Origin of the sequence: Gordonia shandongensis DSM 45094, assembly GCF_000423025.1 — a bacterium.
Lineage (GTDB): Bacteria > Actinomycetota > Actinomycetes > Mycobacteriales > Mycobacteriaceae > Gordonia > Gordonia shandongensis.
On record NZ_AUHE01000003.1, the window covers coordinates 291,660 to 309,552 of the forward strand.

Genomic DNA, 17,893 nt, shown 5'->3' on the forward strand with positions numbered 1-17,893 from the left:
GACCCGCTCGGGCCCCAGCGGCCGCAAGCACCCGGGAGCCGACGCGATAGAGTCGTTCGGGCACCCCCGTCCGACATCTCACGTCGCCGACACCACAGGAGCACGATGATCCAGGCCGCCCGTCGTCGCACGCGCACGCTCACCCGTGCCGCGGTCCTCGCCGCCGCGACCGTCCTGGTCGTCACCTCCTGTTCGGACGGCCACACCGATGTCCGGTCGGTGCCCGCGCCCGGCTGGTCGACGTTCGGCGGCGACGCCGGCAACACCGACTACAGCCACGCGAACGTCCCCGACGATCTCGCTCCCGCGTGGGAGCGCCCCACCGAGGGCGCCGTCCGCGCACCGCTGTCACTCACCGGCAGCGGCGACGTGATGGTGACCGCTCAGACCCGCGCCGGCTGCAACCTGTTCGCACTCGACCACCGGGCCGGTCGCAAGAACTTCTGCAAACGGATGGCCGACGGCTTCTGGACCAACACCGCCCTCGTCGACCAGTACAACCAGCCCTACATCGGTGAGCCGGGACGCTTCCTGGCGTTCACCGGCGGCGGCGCCATCCGGTGGCGACAAGACGTCAACGGCGTTCCGACGTCGGCGAAGTTCGCTGCGCCCGAACGCGTCCTGGTGACGACGTCGCGCGGTGAGATCAGCATCGTCAACTCGCAGACGGGCGACGCGGAGTACCCCGCCGTCCAGCTCTGGCGCGGCCCGGCCGCCGCCGACCCCGCCGAGGGGATCGACGACTGCCGGACCGGCGGCCCCGCCTGCGCGGTGGCGGCCCCGCCCGCGGTCGACGGCCCCCGCAGCCGCTTCTTCCTCAACTTCCACCCGCAGGGCGGCGACGCCGCCCAGGTGAAGGCGATGTCGTACGCCGACGGCGAGATCACCGATCTGTGGACCGCCGAACTCCCCGGCGGGATGGTCGGTCCCCCGACGGCGACCGCCGACGGCCGGACCGTCTACGCCTTCTCCCGGGAGAACCGGCTGTACGCCTTCGACGCCGAGACGGGGCGCGTCCGCTGGAGCACCGATGTCGGGGATTCGGGGTTCGCCACCCTCACCGTCTCACCCGACGGCCTGATCATCCCGGCGGGCACCGTGGGGGCTCCGCTGACGATCCTCCGGGACACCGGTGACGGCGTCGAGGTCGTCGCCCGGAACGAGGGCGTCCGCACCGCGGGCCTGTCGACCCTGACCGCCGGTGACCGCGCGTGGACCGTCGGCCGCACCGACCCCCGCGGCCGACTCGCGCTCCTCCAGATCGACGCGACGGACGGCTCGGTGGTCCGGTCCCTGCCGCTCGGCGACGAGAAGGGGCCGCAACCCGAGGGATTCGCGACGGGTGTCGCCGTCGGCGCGTCCGGTCAGATCGCGGTGGCCACCACCGGCGGCACCGTCTACTACTTCGCCGCCCCCGGCGAGTAGCCCGCGCGGCGCCCGGCAAGCCTCGTCAGGCGTCGCCGCCGCGGCGACCCGGCTCGCAGAGGAAGGCCGTTCCGGCGCGCCCGATCCGCGTGATGATCAACGCGTAGGGGGTGCTCCCCGAGAGTTTGAGCCGTTTGCGCAACCGATCCGGATCCACGTCGATCCCGCGCACCAGGATCTCCAGACTCCCGCAGTCGCGTGCCGCGAGCGCGGTCCGCAGTCCGCGCTCGGAGGTTCCGAAACGGTCGATGACCCGGAAGCCGCGTTCGCCGGACGGCACCCGGTCGCCGGTGAGATACGCGATCTGCGGATCGAGTTGCCGAAGCCCGTGCCGGCGCGCGTAATGCCGAACCAGGCCCGCGCGCACCACCGCCCCGTCCGGGTCGATGATCCAGTCGTCGACACCCGGATCCTCGATCTCGTCGGGGTCGGCGCTGGTGACCTCGTAGCCGTCCCCGCGCGACCGGAGCACCGTGGCGCGGCGCGCCGGTCGGGTGATCTCGCTCCACAGGCAGACCTCGCGGACACCGCCGTCGAGTGACACCGCCTGGGCCTGCCCGGCGAAGCCGAAACGATCGCGGAGCAGCCGGTAATCGAGGCCGGGCGCACATTTCACCGCCAACTCGCGTCCGGCGTACACCGTCAGCAGCTCCATCAGCGGCGGGTCGAGTTCGTCGAGCCGGAAGGTGCGCCCCCGCGCCGACCGACGCGCCGGGTCGGCGATCACCACATCGGCGGTCGACGTCGGCACGAGCGCGTCGGCGCGGGCGACGACCCACGGCGCCCGGCGGTCACGGTGACCGATGTTGTGCTCGGCCATCGCGAGACGGACCGGATCGGTGTCGCTGCCGATGACGCCGGCGATTCCGGGGGTGTCGGCCAACGCCACGACCTCGGCTCCGATCGAACAGGTCACATCGTGCACCACCGCATCCGGGCGATGCCGTGCGATGTCCGCGGCCCGGTGCTCGGCCACCGCCGACGCCGTGGCCTGCTGAAGCGCCACGTCGCCGGCGAGGAGCTCACCGGCGTCGGCGAGTTTGCCCGCCGCCTTGCGGCGGGTGCGGACGATCTCCACGAGCGCTGCGGCGCGGTCGCCGTAGCGGGCCCGCAGATCGGGCATCTCCCGCAGCAGCGCCTCGGGAGTCAGCGTCGACTCGGCCGTGGTCAGCAGGGCTTTTCGGCCGTGTCGGGACCGCAGGAAGGCGACGTCGTCGATGCTGAACTCGTACCCCACGCGGGCGCCTACTTCTCCGGCTTCACCCCGGTGATGAGGACGTTGTAGAAGAACTGCGGCGGAACGATCTTGCGCAGCACGTTCTCATCGAGCCACGTCATCCGCTTCCACCCGCCGAACGCGAATCCGGCCCAGCCCCAGCCCAGCTTCTCCCGCGGGACCGCGGCCTCGAAGGTGCGGACCGGCCATCCCAGCATCGCGGCGGCCAGCTCCTCTGCGGTCGTCTCGACCTCCGCGGCGCCCGCGGCGACGGCGAGCCGCTCCAGATCGTCCGGCGAGAACGTGTGGATGTCCACGACGGCCTCCAACGCCGCGGCACGCGAGCTCTCGTCGAGCTCGGCCTGCGGGCGACGCCACTGCTTGAGCGGCCCCAACTTGGTGACCGTGGTGGTCGCCCACCAGGTGGCTCGACTCATCCAACGGGCGTAGAAGTCACCGTAGGTCGACGGTTCACCGGCGAACACGAAACGACCGCCGGGTTTGAGGACCCGCAGCACCTCGCGCAGCGACTGCTCGACGTCGGGGATGTGGTGCAGCACCGCGTGCCCGACGACGAGGTCGAAGGTGTCGTCCTCGTACGGGATCGACTCGGCGTCGGCGACGCGGCCGTCGACGTCCAGCCCGAGGTTCTCGGCGTTGCGCAGCGCGACCTTCACCATGCCCGGCGACAGATCGGTGACCGACCCCTTCTTCGCCACCCCCGACTGCATCAGGTTGAGCAGGAAGAACCCGGTGCCGCTGCCGAGTTCCATCGCACGCTCGTAGGGAACGGGCGCGTCGGGCACGATCTTGTCGAACCGACCGCGAGCGAAGTCGATGATCCGCTGGTCGAAGGAGATCGACCACTTCTCGTCGTAGGTCTCGGCCTCCCAGTCGTGGTACAGCACCTGGGCCAGCTTGGTGTCCTCGTACGCGGCCTGCACCTGTTCGGCGGTCGCGTGCGGGTTCGGGGTGGGATCGACGGGGGTGCGATCGACGGGGGCGGTCTCCCCGCCGGTCGGCTTCTGATCGTCTACTGCGGTCATCGTCTTCGGATACCTCACTACTCTCCGGTGAATTCGGCTTTGCCGGGGCCGTTGGCGACGAACGACTCCATGCCGATCGTGCGGTCGTCGGTGGCGAACAGTGCGGCGAACAACTGCTCCTCGATCTTCAGGCCGGTGTCGAGATCGACGCCGAGGCCGTCGTCGATCGCGGACTTGGCCGCCCGCAGCGCGACGCTCGCCGCACCGTGGAACCGGCCCGCCCATGCGAGCGCCTCGTTGTACACCTCGTCGGGCGCGACGACCTGGTCGACGAGGCCGATGCGCAGCGCCTCGTCGGCGTCGACGAACCGGCCGGTGAACACCATGTCCTTGGCGCGCGACGGGCCGATCAACCGGGCCAGACGCTGAGTGCCGCCCCCGCCGGGGATCACTCCGAGGAGGATCTCCGGGACACCGAGTTTGGCGTTGTCGCCGACGATGCGACGGTCGGCGCCGAGCGCCACCTCCAGGCCGCCGCCCAACGCGTATCCGGTGATCGCCGCGACCGTCGGTTTCGGGATCTCGGAGATCGCGCCGATGGCGCGCTGGAGGCCGCGGGCGACCTTGCGCATGTCGGCCGCCGACATGCCCTGCATCTCCTTGATGTCGGCGCCGGCGGCGAGGACCTTCGGCCCGCCGTAGACGACGACGGCGTCGATGTCGTCGCGCATGCTCGCCTCGTGGGCGGCCTCGGCCAGCTCGGTCTGCACCTGACGGTTGAGGGCGTTCATCGGCGGACGGTTCAGCGCGATGGTGCCGACACCGGGGTGCTCCGGCGACGTCTCGAGGGTCACGAACTCAGCCATGAGGGCAGGTTACCGGTAAGTCAGGTCGAGAACCCAACCGGGCGGCACGGGATCGACGCACGCCGCGACGCACCGGTCACCGGCCGTCGCGCATCCGTTCCATGCGTCCATCGGCCAGGGCAGACAGGTACTCCGCCGAGTCGGCGAACCGCAGTCCCGCCAGGCCTGCGTCGTCGGCGATGTCGGGCTGAATCGGCGTGATCGTGCGCTGTGCACCGAACAGATCGGCCACCGTCTCGAAGCCGGCGACGTCCCGCAACTGCGACCAGGTGGGCGGCAACAGGAAGTGCGCGCCGGACTCCCAGTCGCGCAACGCCTTCGCCGCGGTCTGCCACATGGTGGCCGCCGCCTCCGTCGTCTCACCGTCGGCGCGCTGCCCCGCGGGCAGCTCCGCGACGAAGAAGCGGGTGTCGTAGCGACGGACCTCGTTGGTCGGGGTGATCCAATGCGACAGCGGACGCAGCAGATCGGTTCGCAGCACCAGCTCGTGGGCGGCCAGGAACTCCGCGAACGACAGGTCCTTGGCGACCAGGCGCTGACGCTCGTGCGCCAGCGTCGACGGATCGTCGACCACGGAGTCGGCCGACCCCGCCAGGAGCACACCGCACTCCTCGAAGGTCTCGCGCACCGCGGCGCAGACCAGCGCACGAGCCGTCTCGACGTCGGCGGAGAAGGCGTCGGCCCACCACTGCACGTCCGGCCCCGCCCATCGGATGTCGGCGTCGCGGTCGCGATCGTCGACGCCGCCGCCGGGGAACACCGTCATCCCGCCGGCGAACGCCATCTGCTTGACCCGCCGCTGCAGGAACACCTCGATGCCGTCGGCGCCGTCACGCACGAGGACCACGGTCGACGCGTCGCGGAGCGGGACCTCGGGCTGGGATCTCGACGACTGAGATCCCGACGACTGGGACCCCGGAGACTGGGACACCGTTGACTCCTCACACATCATGCGCCGAGCGATCGCTCGGCCACGGGTCGACCATAGCGCGACGCGACCGTCACTCGGCGCGGCGGTGGCCCCCGGCACGCCGGGCACGCCGAGCGAAGTAGCGGCCGTCGTCGTGGGTCACCGCGATGCTCTGCCGGAACGTCGCCGTCAGGTTCTCCGCGGTCAGCGTGTCGGCGATCGGCCCCTGCGCCGTCACCGCGCCCTCGGACAGCATCATCACGTCGGTGAAGCCCGGCGGGATCTCCTCGACGTGATGGGTGATCAGGACCATCGCCGGCGCGTCGGGGTCCGCGGCGAGGACGCTGAGCCGTTCGACGAGCTCTTCGCGGCCGCCGAGATCGAGCCCGGCCGCGGGCTCGTCGAGCAGCAGCAGTTCGGGATCGGTCATCAGCCCCCGGGCGATCAGCACCCGTTTGCGCTCCCCTTCCGAGAGGGTGCCGAACTCGCGGTCGGCGAGATGCTCGGCCCCCATCGATTCGAGGATGTCGGCGGCACGGTCCCGATCCATGTCGTCGTATTTCTCGCGCCACCGACCGAGCACCGAGTAGCCGGCGGAGATCACCAGGTCCGAGACGCGCTCGTCGCCGGGAACGCGTGCGGCCATCGCCGAACTCACCAGGCCGATCCGGGTGGTCAGCTCCCGCACCTCGGTCCGGCCGAGCTTCTCGCCGACGACGAACGCGTCGCCGCGCGTCGGGAAGTCGAGAGCCGAGGCGATCCGCAGCAGCGATGTCTTCCCGGCGCCGTTGGGGCCGATGATCACCCAGCGCTCGTCGAGCTCCACCTGCCAGGTAACCGGGCCGACGAGGGTCGTGCCCCCGCGGATGAGTTCCACGTCGCGGAAGTCGATGAGCAGGTCGGGATCGGAGAACATGTCGGTCACCCCTCCATGGTGCCGGATGACCGTCCGATTCGAGGGCACCGGAATAGAAACGCGCCGCGGCGCCTTGAACCTGTCGTGACCGACTCCGACTCCTCCCGCCCCGGCCGCATCCCCCTCTCCCTGCTCGACCTGGCCCAGGTGGGTGACGGCGAGACCGTCGCGGGCTCCCTGGCGCACTCACTCGAACTGGCGCGGTTCGCCGATGAGACCGGCTATCGGCGCATCTGGTACGCCGAGCACCACAACATGCCCGCGATCGCTTCGGCCGCCCCGGCCGTCCTCGTCGCGCACATGGCCGCCCACACCGCGCGGATCCGACTCGGCGCGGGCGGCGTGATGCTGCCGAACCACTCCCCGTTGGCGATCGCCGAACAGTTCGGCACCCTCGCCGAACTGCACCCCGGTCGCATCGACCTCGGTCTGGGGCGGGCTCCCGGCGGCGATCAGGCGACCTTCACCGCCCTCCGTCGGACACCTGCCGCGGCCGAGAACTTCCCCCGCGACGTCGTCGAGCTGACCCGGTACTTCTCCGGCGCCGCCGTGAACGGTGTCGTCGCGACCCCGGGATCGGGAACCGACGTCCCGCTGTACATCCTGGGTTCATCGCTGTTCGGAGCGCAGCTCGCCGCCGCGCTCGGGCTGCCGTACGCATTCGCGTCCCACTTCGCCCCGCAGGCCCTCGAACAGGCGGTCGCCCGCTATCTCGCCGACTTCCGACCGGCGCCGCTCCCCGACGGCGGCGAGACCGAACCGCACGTGATGGCGGCAATGAGCGTCATCGCCGACGACGACGCCGACCGCGCCGCCGCCGAACTCCACCGCGCCAAGGTGCAGCGGATCAAGATCCTCTTCAACCGTGGCCGCCGACTCACCGACGACGAGGCGGAGATGCTGCTCGACGGTCCGCAGGGCACCCAGGTCGATGCGATGCTGCGATACGCGGCCGTCGGCACGCCCGCGGAAGTCCGCGACGGCATCGACGCCTTCGCCCGGCACGCCCGCGCCGACGAGGTGATCCTCGCACCGCTGGCCGTCGACCGCGAGGTGTGGTTCGGCACCGCACAACAGCTCGCGCCACCGACCGACCACACGTGAGCCGCAGCTAGCGACCGCCCCCGACTGCCTCGGCGATCACCGTGACCGAGCCGGGTTCCACCTCGGTGAACCCGGCGTCCGCCACCGCCGCGGCCGTCCCCCGCTGCGCCGCAGCGGTGAGCTCCGCCCACCGTTCGGGGTCGGCGGCGCGCACGTCCAGCGGGCATCCCGCCGCGAACCAGTCCTCGGCGCGACTCTCGCTCATCAACCGCACGCCGAGCATCGCCCCGTGCCCGACCTGCGCCGCCGCCTTGCCCACCGACATGTCCAACGTCGGATCGACCCACAGCACGAGACCGACCGCACCGTCCCCGACCGTCGGGCCGTCACCGCGGGGAAGTTCGCCCTCCACCCGGGTGCCGCCGATCTGCAGCCTGCCCACCCGCCTGTCGACGTCGCCGACACGGCCGGGAACGAGAGCTCGGGCCTCCGCGCCGCCGATACGCGCCGTGACACCGTCGACGTCCTGCACCGCAGCCCAGTGCGCACCCCGCGCCCGCCGCGCGATCTTCCGAATCCGCGCATCGCACCACGCATCCATCGGGGCCGCCCAAACCCCCGACGCCCCGCATCGCGGGTCGAGGCACAGACGCGCGACCGCCGTCGCCGCCGCCACCAGCAGCTCATGACCGTCCGGCGGATCACGCTTCTCGATGTGCAGCACCATCTGCATCGCACGGACCTCGCCGGGATCCGCCGGATCCTCGTGACTCCCGCGATAGGCGACGAGCCGCCGGTACTGGTCGGTCACGTTCACGGCGATCAGCCGTCGAGGGGGACGCGGCGTAGGACGCCGTCACGACTGTCGGCCGCCTCCACCTCGTTACGCGTCACACCGAGCATGAACAAGACCGCATCGAGGTACGGGTAGTCGAGCGTGGTGTCGGCGACCTCCCGGAGGGCCGGCTTCGCGTTGAACGCAATGCCCAGACCCGCCGCCGTCAACATGTCGATGTCGTTGGCACCGTCGCCGACCGCCACCGTCTGCTCCATCGGGACGCCGACCTGCTCGGCGAACGCCGCGAGCGCCCGCGCCTTCCCGGGACGGTCGACCACCTCCCCGATCACCCGACCGGTGAGGACGCCGTCGACGATCTCGAGGGTGTTGGCGCGCACGAAATCCAAGTCGAGTTCACCGGCGAGCGGATCGATCACCTGCCGGAAGCCACCGGAGACCACCCCGCAATGGAAGCCGAGACGGTGCAGCGTGCGGATCGTGGTCCGCGCCCCGGGCGTCAGCTCCAGCGACCCGGCGACGCGATCGATCACCGACGCGTCCAGCCCCGCGAGAGCCTTGACCCGTTCGTGCAGCGATTCCGCGAAATCCAGTTCGCCGCGCATCGCCGCCTCGGTCACCGCCGCGACCTCGGACTCCCGTCCGGCCTCCGCAGCCAGCATCTCGATCACCTCGCCCTGGATCAGCGTCGAGTCGACGTCGAAGACGATCACCCGCTTGGCCCGCCGCGCCAGACCGCCGCGTTCCACCGCCACATCGATCGGATACGTCGCCGCGACACCGACCAGAGCCTTCCGCAATGCGCCGTCGGCATCCGCCGTATCGCGCACGCTCACCATCAACTCCAGACCCGTCAACGGATAGTCCGCCACTCCGCGGATCGAGTCGATGTTCCCGCCCCGCGCAGCGATCGCGCTCGCGACGGCCTCGAACGACTCGGCCGACACCGGCTGCCCCAGGATCACCACCGCGTGCGTCGACAGCGCGCGGGCGTGACCGGTCGCATCCACCGCCAGCTCCACCGCCATCCCGCGCCGCCGCATCGGACCGTCGACCGCGTCGAGCACCGCCGCCGCCGAACCGTCCGTCGACACGAGGACACCCAAGGTGAGGTGATTGTGGATCACCACCTGCTCGACGTCGAGGAGATCGACGTTCACCGACGCGAGGGCCCCCATCAGAGAGGAGGTGACTCCCGGCTTGTCCGGTCCGCTGACGGTGACGAGGATGGTGCGCTTGGCGTCCGAAGTACCCACGCCGCAATTATGGCGCCTGCACGGTTCTCGGGGGCCATCGGGTGGCCCCACACCAGCGCCGAACCGGACTCCGGCGCCGAACCGGGCACCAACGCTGAGCAGGACCTGAGAAGTTCATCGCAAGCGGTTCGCAGTCCGAGCCGCGCCCATACCGCACTCCGTCGGCGCCCATAGTCTGGGATGTCATCGACCACGCTGTGACGACCCCCATCCCCGTGGCCCTCCCCGGACGGGGAGGGCTCTGGCGGCAGCTCGCCGACGTCTCCCTGCTGCACGGATGGCTCCCCGCCACCGCCATCGTGCTCACCCTCGTCGCGATCGCATGGCTCACCGCCGTGCCGACCGTCCGCCACGCGTACTGGGTGGGTGCCGCGGCCGCCGCGTCGATCCTCGCATTCGTCGGCGTCCGGCACGCCCTCGCCGCGGGCCTCGACCTCACCGAACCGGTCCCCCGCGCGCTCCGCGGCTGGGCCGCCGTGCTCGCACTCACCGCCGTCCTCGGCGTCGGCAGGGTCGCCGGCGCGACGCACCGGCTGCGCACGAGCCTGATCAGCTGCGTCGCGGTCACCGTGGTCGTCGCCGCCGCGCTCCTCGGCGTCAACCAGTACTACTCGGCATATCCGACCCTCAACGCGCTCGTCGACACCGAGGACGTCGCCGCCTTCCCGTCGGCCCCGCTCACCGGCACCCGCACCGTCGACCTCCCCGAATGGTCACCGTCCCCGGGCGAACCCGCCGCCGGACGCGTGTACTCGACCCCGATCCCCGGCACGGCGTCCGGCTTCGACGCCCGCGGCGCCCTGGTGTACCTGCCGCCGGCGTACTTCACCGACCCGCGACCGCGTCTGCCCGTCCTGGTCCTCCTCGCCGGCGTCCCGGGGAGTCCGCACGACTGGCTGCGCTCGATCCGACTGCCCGCCATCCTCGACCTCTTCGCCGCCCGCCATCACGGTGTCGCACCCATCGTCGTGATCCCCGACGGGACCGGCGAGCAGTGGGCCGACCCCGAATGCGTCGACTCACCGCTCGGCAACGTCTCGACCTACCTGTCCGTCGACGTGCCGGGCTGGATCGACGCGCACCTGAGCACCGCACCCGGGCCCGAGCACCGTGCGATCGGCGGTCTCAGCTACGGCGGGATGTGCGGCCTCCAGACAGCCGTGAACCATCCGGACGTCTACCGGGTGTTCCTGAACATGTCCGGGCTCCTCGCGCCCTCCCTCGGCAGCCACCGCCGCACGCTCGACGTCCTCTTCCACGGCAGCGAGGAGAGGTTCCGCGCGGTCAACGCCCTCGATCTGCTGCACACGCACCGCTACCCGCGCTCATCGGGGGTCTTCGTGGTCGGCGACGCCGACGAACCCTCCCTGCACGCGCTGCGCCGACTGCACGCCGCCGCACACCGCGCGGGCATGCGTGTCGAACTCCGGATCGTTCCCGGCGGCCACGACTTCGGCGTGTGGCGCAACGGCGTCGACGACGCACTGCCCTGGATCGCCGAACGGCTCGGCATCCGATAGCGCCAGCCGTCGAGCAGCGCCGCAGAAACGCCGCGGGCCCGCCCGAGAGAACTCGGACGGGCCCGCGGTGAGACGGGTGCTACACGTTCGCCGGCTCGTGCTTGCCTTCGCTGCCCCAACCGACATGGGCCTCGGAACGCATGCGCTCCACCATGTGCGGGTAGTGCAGTTCGAACGCCGGGCGCTCCGAACGGATCCGGGGCAGCTCGGTGAAGTTGTGACGCGGCGGCGGGCAGGAGGTCGCCCACTCGAGCGCGTTGCCGAAGCCCCACGGATCGTCCACGGTCACGACTTCGCCGTAGCGGTAGCTCTTGAAGACGTTCCACACGAACGGCAGGGTCGACAGACCCAGCACCAGGGCGCCGATACTCGACACCACGTTCAACTCGGTGAAACCGTCCGACGGCAGGTAGTCGGCGTACCGACGCGGCATGCCCTCGTTGCCCAGCCAGTGCTGGACCAGGAAGGTCAGGTGGAAGCCGATGAAGGTCAGCCAGAAGTGCCACTTGCCGAGCGTCTCGTCCATCATGCGTCCGGTCATCTTCGGGAACCAGAAGTAGATGCCCGAGAAGGTCGCGAACACGATGGTTCCGAAGAGCACGTAGTGGAAGTGCGCGACGATGAAGTACGTGTCCGAGATGTGGAAGTCGATGGGCGGGCTCGCCATCATGACACCGGTCAGACCACCGAACAGGAACGTCACGATGAAGCCGATAGCGAAGAGCATCGGTGTCTCGAACGTTATTCGGCCCTTCCACATGGTGCCGATCCAGTTGAAGAACTTCACACCGGTCGGGATGGCGATCATCATCGTCATGAACGAGAAGAACGGCAGCAGGACCGAGCCCGTCACGTACATGTGGTGCGCCCAGACGGCGACCGAGAGCGCGGCGATCGCGAGGGTCGCGTACACCAGGCCCGAGTAGCCGAATGTCGGCTTCCGCGAGAACACCGGGAACACCTCGGAGACGATGCCGAAGAACGGGATCGCGATCACGTAGACCTCGGGGTGCCCGAAGAACCAGAACAGGTGCTGCCACAGGATGACGCCGCCGTTGGCGGGATCGTACAGATGGGCACCGAACTGGCGGTCCACCTCGAGACCCATCAGGGCCGCGGTGAGCAGCGGGAAGATCAGCAGGATGATGACGCTCGTCACCAGGATGTTCCAGGTGAAGATCGGCATGCGGAACATGGTCATACCCGGCGCGCGGAGGCAGACGACGGTGGTGATCATGTTGACCGCACCGAGGATCGTGCCCAGACCCGCGGCACCCAGACCCATGATCCACAGGTCGGCACCCAGTCCCGGCGCGTGAACGGCGTCGGTCAGCGGCGTGTACGCGGTCCACCCGAAGTCGGCGGCACCGCCCGGGGTGAGGAATCCGCCGAGCGCCACCAGGTTGCCGAACAGGAACAGCCAGTAACCGAGCGCGTTCAGACGCGGGAACGCCACGTCCGGTGCACCGATCTGCAGCGGGAGGACGAAGTTGGCGAAGCCGATGACGATCGGCGTCGCGTACATCAGCAGCATCACCGTGCCGTGCATGGTGAACAGCTGGTTGAACTGCTCGTTCGACAGGAACTGCATGCCCGGGGCCGTGAGCTCCGCACGCATCAACAGTGCCATCAGACCGCCGACAAGGAAGAAGGCGATACACGTGGCGATGTACATCTGACCGATCAGCTTGTGATCGGTCGTGGTGATGATCTTGTAGATGAACGAGCCCTTGGGCTGCCGGCGGGCCGGGTACGGCCTCTCCGCCTCAACCCGGGTCGTCGGTTGGTCTACCGCGGTCAAGATTCCTCCTCCTCGGCGCCGAGTGCGGCACCCTGGGCTTTCACACCCACAACACTGCTGCAATGCCACCGTTGGCGCTAGCGCTACGTACTGATCGTAAACCAGACCGGAAGGGCATACCGACCGGGTCCTACGATCTGTCGTACTGCCACTGTAGCGCCGACTGATCGATGCAGGTAGCCCCCATTTCACGGCGCGCCGACGATGCTAGCGTGGGCGGGTGCCTTCCATGCTTCCGAGCTCACCGTCTCGCCGGGGTTCGCCGGCGGCGTCGCTGCTGCGACGCGGCGTCGTCGTCATCACCGCAGCTGCCGCCGTCGCGGCGCTGAGCGCGTGCGGGTCCCAGGACGACACGCTCCGCACCCCCGACGGCTCGGTGATCTCCACCACGGTGACTCGGATCAACGAGGTCGACATCGTCAATCCGGGACGCGACTTCTCGCGCACCTGCCTGGCGGAGACCGCCCCCGACCCCGGCGCCGCCGACGTCCGTCGCATCGTGGTCACCGACCCGGCCCTCCTCGACGCCCTGTGCGCCCTGGGACTGGGGCCGCGCGTGACCGCGGTGACCGCCGACCGCGGCGCCGTCCCCGAGTATCTCGGGCCGCAGCTGACCGCCGTGCCGACGATCGGCGACCAGCCCGACGCCGCCGCCGTGCGAACCGCCGCGCCCGAGCTGGTGCTCAGCTCGCCTGCGACGGCCGACCGCGCCGCCGCGCTCACCGACACCGGCGCCCTGCGCTCGGCCCGCACCGTCGCGATCGATGTCGCCGACGACTGGGAGGCGACGTTCCGGGAGGTCGCCGCTGCCACGCACCGCACGGCGGCCGCCGATCAACGCCTCGACGAGTTCCACACCGAGGCCGCTCGCGTGGGGCGCACGCTGGACGCCGCGCACAGTCAGGTGTCGCTGGTCCGATTCACCCCCGACGCCGAGATGATCGAGGGCACCGACGCCTTCGGCGCACGAATCATGGAGCTGGTCGGCGTCAACCGTCCGGCGGCCCAGCGCCGACCCGACGCCGTCCCCGCGACCGACGACAACTTCACCGACGCCGACGGCGACCTCATCTACGTCAGCTACGACGGCGACGGCGGCCGCGAGCGCGGTGCCGACGTCCTGCTCAGCGACCGCTGGCTCGACATGGGGGCGCCGACCTGGCGTCGCGTCCAGTCGGTCGACGACGCCGTCTGGTATCGGGCGTCCGGGCTCGCCGCCGCGTGGCTCGTGCTCAACGACCTCAAGGTCTCGCTCAACGGCGGCTCGTCCGGATAGTGTCGGAGCCTCGCGGTACAACGGTCCCCATGGGGGATCACACCGACGGCGCGGACGGACCGCCAGGCCTGCGGGGCGCGGGCCGGGTGCCGATCCGGGTCCGCTGGATGCCCGGGTTGGGGCTCGCGGTGTGGCCGGACTCCCCGACCGCCGAAACCCCCCGATCCGAATCACCGGCCGAGGTCGACGTCGCGCCTCCGGGCGCCGTGTTCGGCGAGCACGTCGACCTGCCTGCGGCCCTCGTCGATCTGCTGGGCGCCAAGCGACTGCGGCACACGGTGGAGCTGCGGTCGTCGTCCGGTCGCGTGTTCCGGCCGGCTGCGGGCCTCGGCATTCGCGGCGCCGTCGAACTCCTCGACCGGTGCGAGCACCTGCGTGTCGGCGGCGACATCCGCTTCTACCGGTATCTGCTCGCCGCCGCCCGCTCCTGCATCGACGCCGGCGCGGTGGTGCCCGGAACCCGCCAGTCCGCCGGTGAGTTCGAGACGCGCTGGACACCGCTGCCGGTGCCCGCGTGGCACAGCTGGCTCGCCGTCGCGCAGGCCTCCGCGCCGACCGCCGCCGTCCCGACCGCCGACGGGTTGGTCGACTTCGTCACCGAGGCCGTCGATCACGAGTGTCGCCGCCGCCTGGCCGACGATGGCGTGACCCCCACCGTCCCGTTCGTGGCCGATCTGGTCCGACGGGCGCCCGTCATCGCGTCGCCGGAGACGGGATCGCGCAGTCTGCAGGCGTGGCAGGACTGGGCCGGATCCGCCGGCGTGGGCCGCAGTGCGGTCGTGCTGCGCCTTCATCAGCCCGAGGACGACCCCGACTCTCCAGATCCCGGTCTACCCGACCCCGGTCCCGTCCGCTGGCGCCTCGAGGTGTGTCTGCGACCGGCCACCGGCGAGCTGCGGCCCGCCGATCCGCGGCGCCTCGACGCCCACGAGCTCGACGCCGTCGCCGGCGACCTCGGTCGAGCGGTCGAGGCGTTCGACGCGCTCGCCCGCGCCGAGGCCGATCCGCGGAGCCTCGACTACCTGTTGACCACCGACACCGTCGCCGAGCTGCTCGATCACGGGGCGGCCGATCTTCAGGCGGCCGGGCTCAACGTCCTGCTCCCCTCGTCCATCGCCGCCGTGACGCCGTCGCTGCATGTGCGGGCCGCGCAGGTGCCCGACGGCGGCGCTCGAGTAGGCTTCGTCGGCCTCGACGAGATCTCGGAGTTCGAATGGAAGCTGGCGCTCGGCGACGGCGACGGCACCTGGGAGCTCAGCGGGGCCGACATCGACGAGCTGGCACAGCAGAGCGGCGACCTCGTCCGTCTTCGCGGGACCTGGATGCGCGCCGAGGGCGCCGCCCTTCACCGGGCCGCATCGTTCATCGCCGCCCACCGCACTCTCGGCGGGCGTGAGGCCCCGACCATGGCCGAGTTGCTGTCCCTGGTGACCGATCCCGACGATCGGCTTCCGGTCCCGGTCACCGAGGTCTCCGGTCTCGGCTGGCTCGACGACATCGCCTCGGGCGGAGTCCTGCGGCCCGACCCGGTGACGGTGCCGCCGTCGCTGCGTGCGACTCTGCGCCCCTACCAGCGGCGCGGTCTGGACTGGCTGCATGCGTTGGCCGCGATGGGCGCGGGCGGCGTCCTCGCCGACGACATGGGTCTCGGGAAGACCGTCCAGGTGATCGCACTGCTGACCGTCCGTCGGGACGGGGCGCCGCGCGGTGCACCCGGCCCGGTCGGCAACGGCCCCGGCCCGGTCGGCAACGGCCCCGGCCTGGTCGACAACGCCCCCGCCCTGGTCGTCTGTCCCATGTCGGTGATCGGCAATTGGCAGCGGGAGATCGCGACCTTCGCCCCGCACCTGCGGGTCCTCGTCCACCACGGGGCGGGACGCTCCACCGATGCGATCACCGAGGCCGCGCCCGACGTGGTGTTGACCACGTTCGCGACCCTGGCCCGCGACCGCGCCGATCTCGCGGCGCTGCGGTGGAACGAGCTGGTGGTCGACGAGGCGCAGCACGTCAAGAACGTCAACACCGCCGCCGCGCGCGCACTGCGGGCCGTCCGCGCCTCGACGCGGATCGCGCTCACGGGCACACCGGTGGAGAATCGCCTCGAGGATCTGCGGGCCGTCATCGACCTGGTGAATCCGGGGATGCTGGGGACCGCGTCGACGTTCCGGTCCCGATTCGCCGAGCCCATCGAACGGGACCGCGATCAGCGGGCGGTCGACCGACTGTCCGCCGTCACGCGGCCCTTCATCCTGCGGCGGCAGAAGAACGACCCGACCATCGCCCCCGATCTCCCCGACAAGAGCGAGCTGCTGGTCCGCACCAATCTGACGACCGAGCAGGCCGGCATCTATCAAGCGGTCCTCAACGAACTGCACGCCGCACTCGCCGACACCGGGCAGGGCGGCCCGCGCCGGCGCACCGTGCTGGCGGCGCTGACGCGGCTCAAACAGGTGTGCAATCATCCCGCGCACTACCTCGACGACGGTTCGCCGATGCTCCGTCGCGGACGGCACCGCTCCGGCAAGCTGGAGTTGCTCGTCGACGTGTTGAGCACGCTCATCGCCGAAGGCGACCGTGCCCTGATCTTCACGCAGTTCGCGGCGTTCGGCGCCCTGCTGTCCGAGTGGCTCGAGCCGGTGCTCGGTGCCGAACTGCCCGTCCTCGACGGCAGCATGCCGCGCGCGGAGCGTGATCGCCTGGTGACGCGGTTCGGCGGGGACGACGGCCCGCCGGCCCTCCTCGCGACGCTCAAAGCCGGTGGAACGGGCCTCAACCTGGTGGCCGCGACCCACGTCATCCACATCGACCGTTGGTGGAATCCCGCGGTCGAGGATCAGGCCACCGATCGCGCCTACCGGATCGGGCAGACACGCAACGTGCAGGTCCGCAAGTTCATCTGCGTCGGCACCCTCGAGGAACGGATCGACGAGATGATCACCGCCAAACGCGAGCTCTCCTCGCTGACGGTGAACACGGGCGAATCGTGGCTCACCGATCTCGACGACGACTCCCTGATGGACCTGTTGTCGCTGCGCGACGAGGCGGTGTCCGAATGAGTCGCGGGCGTCGGGCGCCGGTCCGCTCGTACGGCGTGACCGGGTGGGGCCGGGCGTTCCTCGACGCCGTCGAGGGCGGTGCGGAGCATCGGCAGGTCACCGGGGCCCGCCGCTACTTCCGCGACCGCCATGTGGACGCGCTGTCGATCACCCGCGGAGTGGTGACCGCCTCGGTTCGCGGGAGCCAACTCGATCCGTTCGACGTTCGGCTCGAGATGCGGACAGTCGACGCCGAGACGGTCGTCGGTCTCCTCGTCTCCCAGGGAGCGACCGACGATCTGCTCGACCTCGCCCGCGGTGCACAGCCGCCGACCCTCGGCGGCTTCGTCGCCCCCACCGAGAGTGCGGACGTCGTCTCGGACTGCACCTGCCCCGACGAGCGGCCTCGCTGCACGCACGTCCTCGCGGTGGCGTTCGAGGTGGCCGCCGAGATCGACCGGCATCCGGCCACGCTGCTGACGGTGATGGGCACCGATCTGCCCGAGCTGCTGGCTGCCGCTTCCGGTGACGGGGCTTCCGGTGACGGGGCTTCCGGTGATGGGGCTTCCGGCGACGGTGTCGTTCCGGCCGGCAGCACCGGCTCCGACGGCGAGGACCGAGCGCCGTTCGGTGACGACCCGTTCGGCGACCGACTCGTGGCGCCGCCGGTACCGAGCTTCCCGGCGGTGGATCCCCTCGACGACCTGGATCCCACGACGCTGCGGCACGCGTTGCGGGCGACGGGCGTCGCGACGACCGAGGTGACCGAGGCCCTCGACGAGTTGGCGGCGGTGTACGAGGTGCTCACGCGGCGGCGGTGAGCGCACGCCGCCCGGTTCGTGCCCG

At 70.8% G+C, this 17,893-nt stretch carries 14 protein-coding genes; 6 read left to right on the top strand and 8 right to left on the bottom strand.

From position 1 onward, the window contains the following. The first annotated feature begins 105 nt into the window (after positions 1–105). Complete coding sequence (locus G528_RS0106550) at positions 106–1,425, top strand: outer membrane protein assembly factor BamB family protein (RefSeq protein WP_026918279.1); 1,320 nt, start codon at positions 106–108, stop codon at positions 1,423–1,425. 25 nt (positions 1,426–1,450) lie between these two features. On the opposite strand, the gene G528_RS0106555 is transcribed toward G528_RS0106550, so the two are convergent. The 5 genes from G528_RS0106555 to G528_RS0106575 form a co-directional block, all read right to left on the bottom strand. After that, positions 1,451–2,662 (bottom strand): THUMP-like domain-containing protein, encoded by a 1,212-nt coding sequence (locus G528_RS0106555; RefSeq protein ID WP_026918280.1) that lies wholly within the window; start codon positions 2,660–2,662, stop codon positions 1,451–1,453. 8 nt (positions 2,663–2,670) lie between these two features. After that, a complete protein-coding gene (locus tag G528_RS0106560) occupies positions 2,671–3,687 on the bottom strand; it encodes a class I SAM-dependent methyltransferase (RefSeq protein WP_026918281.1) in 1,017 nt (338 codons plus the stop codon). A gap of 17 nt (positions 3,688–3,704) precedes the next feature. Next, positions 3,705–4,493, bottom strand: coding sequence for an enoyl-CoA hydratase/isomerase family protein (locus G528_RS0106565; RefSeq protein WP_026918282.1), 789 nt, complete (start codon positions 4,491–4,493; stop codon positions 3,705–3,707). 76 nt (positions 4,494–4,569) lie between these two features. Continuing rightward, positions 4,570–5,424, bottom strand: a complete 855-nt coding sequence (locus tag G528_RS16630) for an NUDIX hydrolase (protein ID WP_245569693.1) — start codon at positions 5,422–5,424, stop codon at positions 4,570–4,572. Positions 5,425–5,494: 70 nt separating this feature from the next. Further along, complete coding sequence (locus G528_RS0106575) at positions 5,495–6,319, bottom strand: ABC transporter ATP-binding protein (protein WP_425402217.1); 825 nt, start codon at positions 6,317–6,319, stop codon at positions 5,495–5,497. 84 nt (positions 6,320–6,403) lie between these two features. Here G528_RS0106575 and G528_RS0106580 point away from each other — a divergent pair, with 84 nt between their 5' ends. Continuing rightward, a complete protein-coding gene (locus G528_RS0106580; RefSeq protein ID WP_026918284.1) occupies positions 6,404–7,423 on the top strand; it encodes an LLM class flavin-dependent oxidoreductase in 1,020 nt (339 codons plus the stop codon). Between the two features lie 7 nt (positions 7,424–7,430). Here G528_RS0106580 and G528_RS0106585 read toward each other — a convergent pair whose 3' ends face one another. Further along, positions 7,431–8,174, bottom strand: coding sequence for a peptidyl-tRNA hydrolase (locus G528_RS0106585; RefSeq protein ID WP_245569694.1), 744 nt, complete (start codon positions 8,172–8,174; stop codon positions 7,431–7,433). 11 nt (positions 8,175–8,185) lie between these two features. Next, positions 8,186–9,415, bottom strand: a complete 1,230-nt coding sequence (gene serB, locus G528_RS0106590) for a phosphoserine phosphatase SerB (RefSeq protein WP_026918286.1) — start codon at positions 9,413–9,415, stop codon at positions 8,186–8,188. A gap of 197 nt (positions 9,416–9,612) precedes the next feature. Here serB and G528_RS0106595 point away from each other — a divergent pair, with 197 nt between their 5' ends. After that, complete coding sequence (locus G528_RS0106595) at positions 9,613–10,935, top strand: alpha/beta hydrolase (RefSeq protein WP_051198380.1); 1,323 nt, start codon at positions 9,613–9,615, stop codon at positions 10,933–10,935. A 79-nt stretch (positions 10,936–11,014) separates the two neighbouring features. Here the strand turns inward: G528_RS0106595 and ctaD are convergent, their stop codons facing one another. Continuing rightward, positions 11,015–12,736, bottom strand: a complete 1,722-nt coding sequence (gene ctaD / locus G528_RS16635; protein ID WP_035719119.1) for an aa3-type cytochrome oxidase subunit I — start codon at positions 12,734–12,736, stop codon at positions 11,015–11,017. A gap of 229 nt (positions 12,737–12,965) precedes the next feature. On the opposite strand from ctaD, the gene G528_RS0106605 reads away from it, so the two are divergent. The 3 genes from G528_RS0106605 to G528_RS0106615 are packed head-to-tail and all read left to right on the top strand — an operon-like array spanning position 12,966 to position 17,868. Then, the gene (locus G528_RS0106605; RefSeq protein ID WP_035719120.1) at positions 12,966–14,012 is read left to right on the top strand and encodes an ABC transporter substrate-binding protein; all 1,047 of its coding nucleotides are present in this window, start codon (positions 12,966–12,968) and stop codon (positions 14,010–14,012) included. Between the two features lie 29 nt (positions 14,013–14,041). Then, positions 14,042–17,068, top strand: coding sequence for a DEAD/DEAH box helicase (locus tag G528_RS0106610; RefSeq protein ID WP_051198381.1), 3,027 nt, complete (start codon positions 14,042–14,044; stop codon positions 17,066–17,068). Further along, entirely contained in the window at positions 17,065–17,868 is an 804-nt protein-coding gene (locus G528_RS0106615; protein ID WP_026918290.1) for an SWIM zinc finger family protein, read from the top strand. The genes G528_RS0106610 and G528_RS0106615 overlap by 4 nt, the downstream gene beginning before the upstream one ends. The last annotated feature ends 25 nt before the right edge of the window (positions 17,869–17,893 follow it).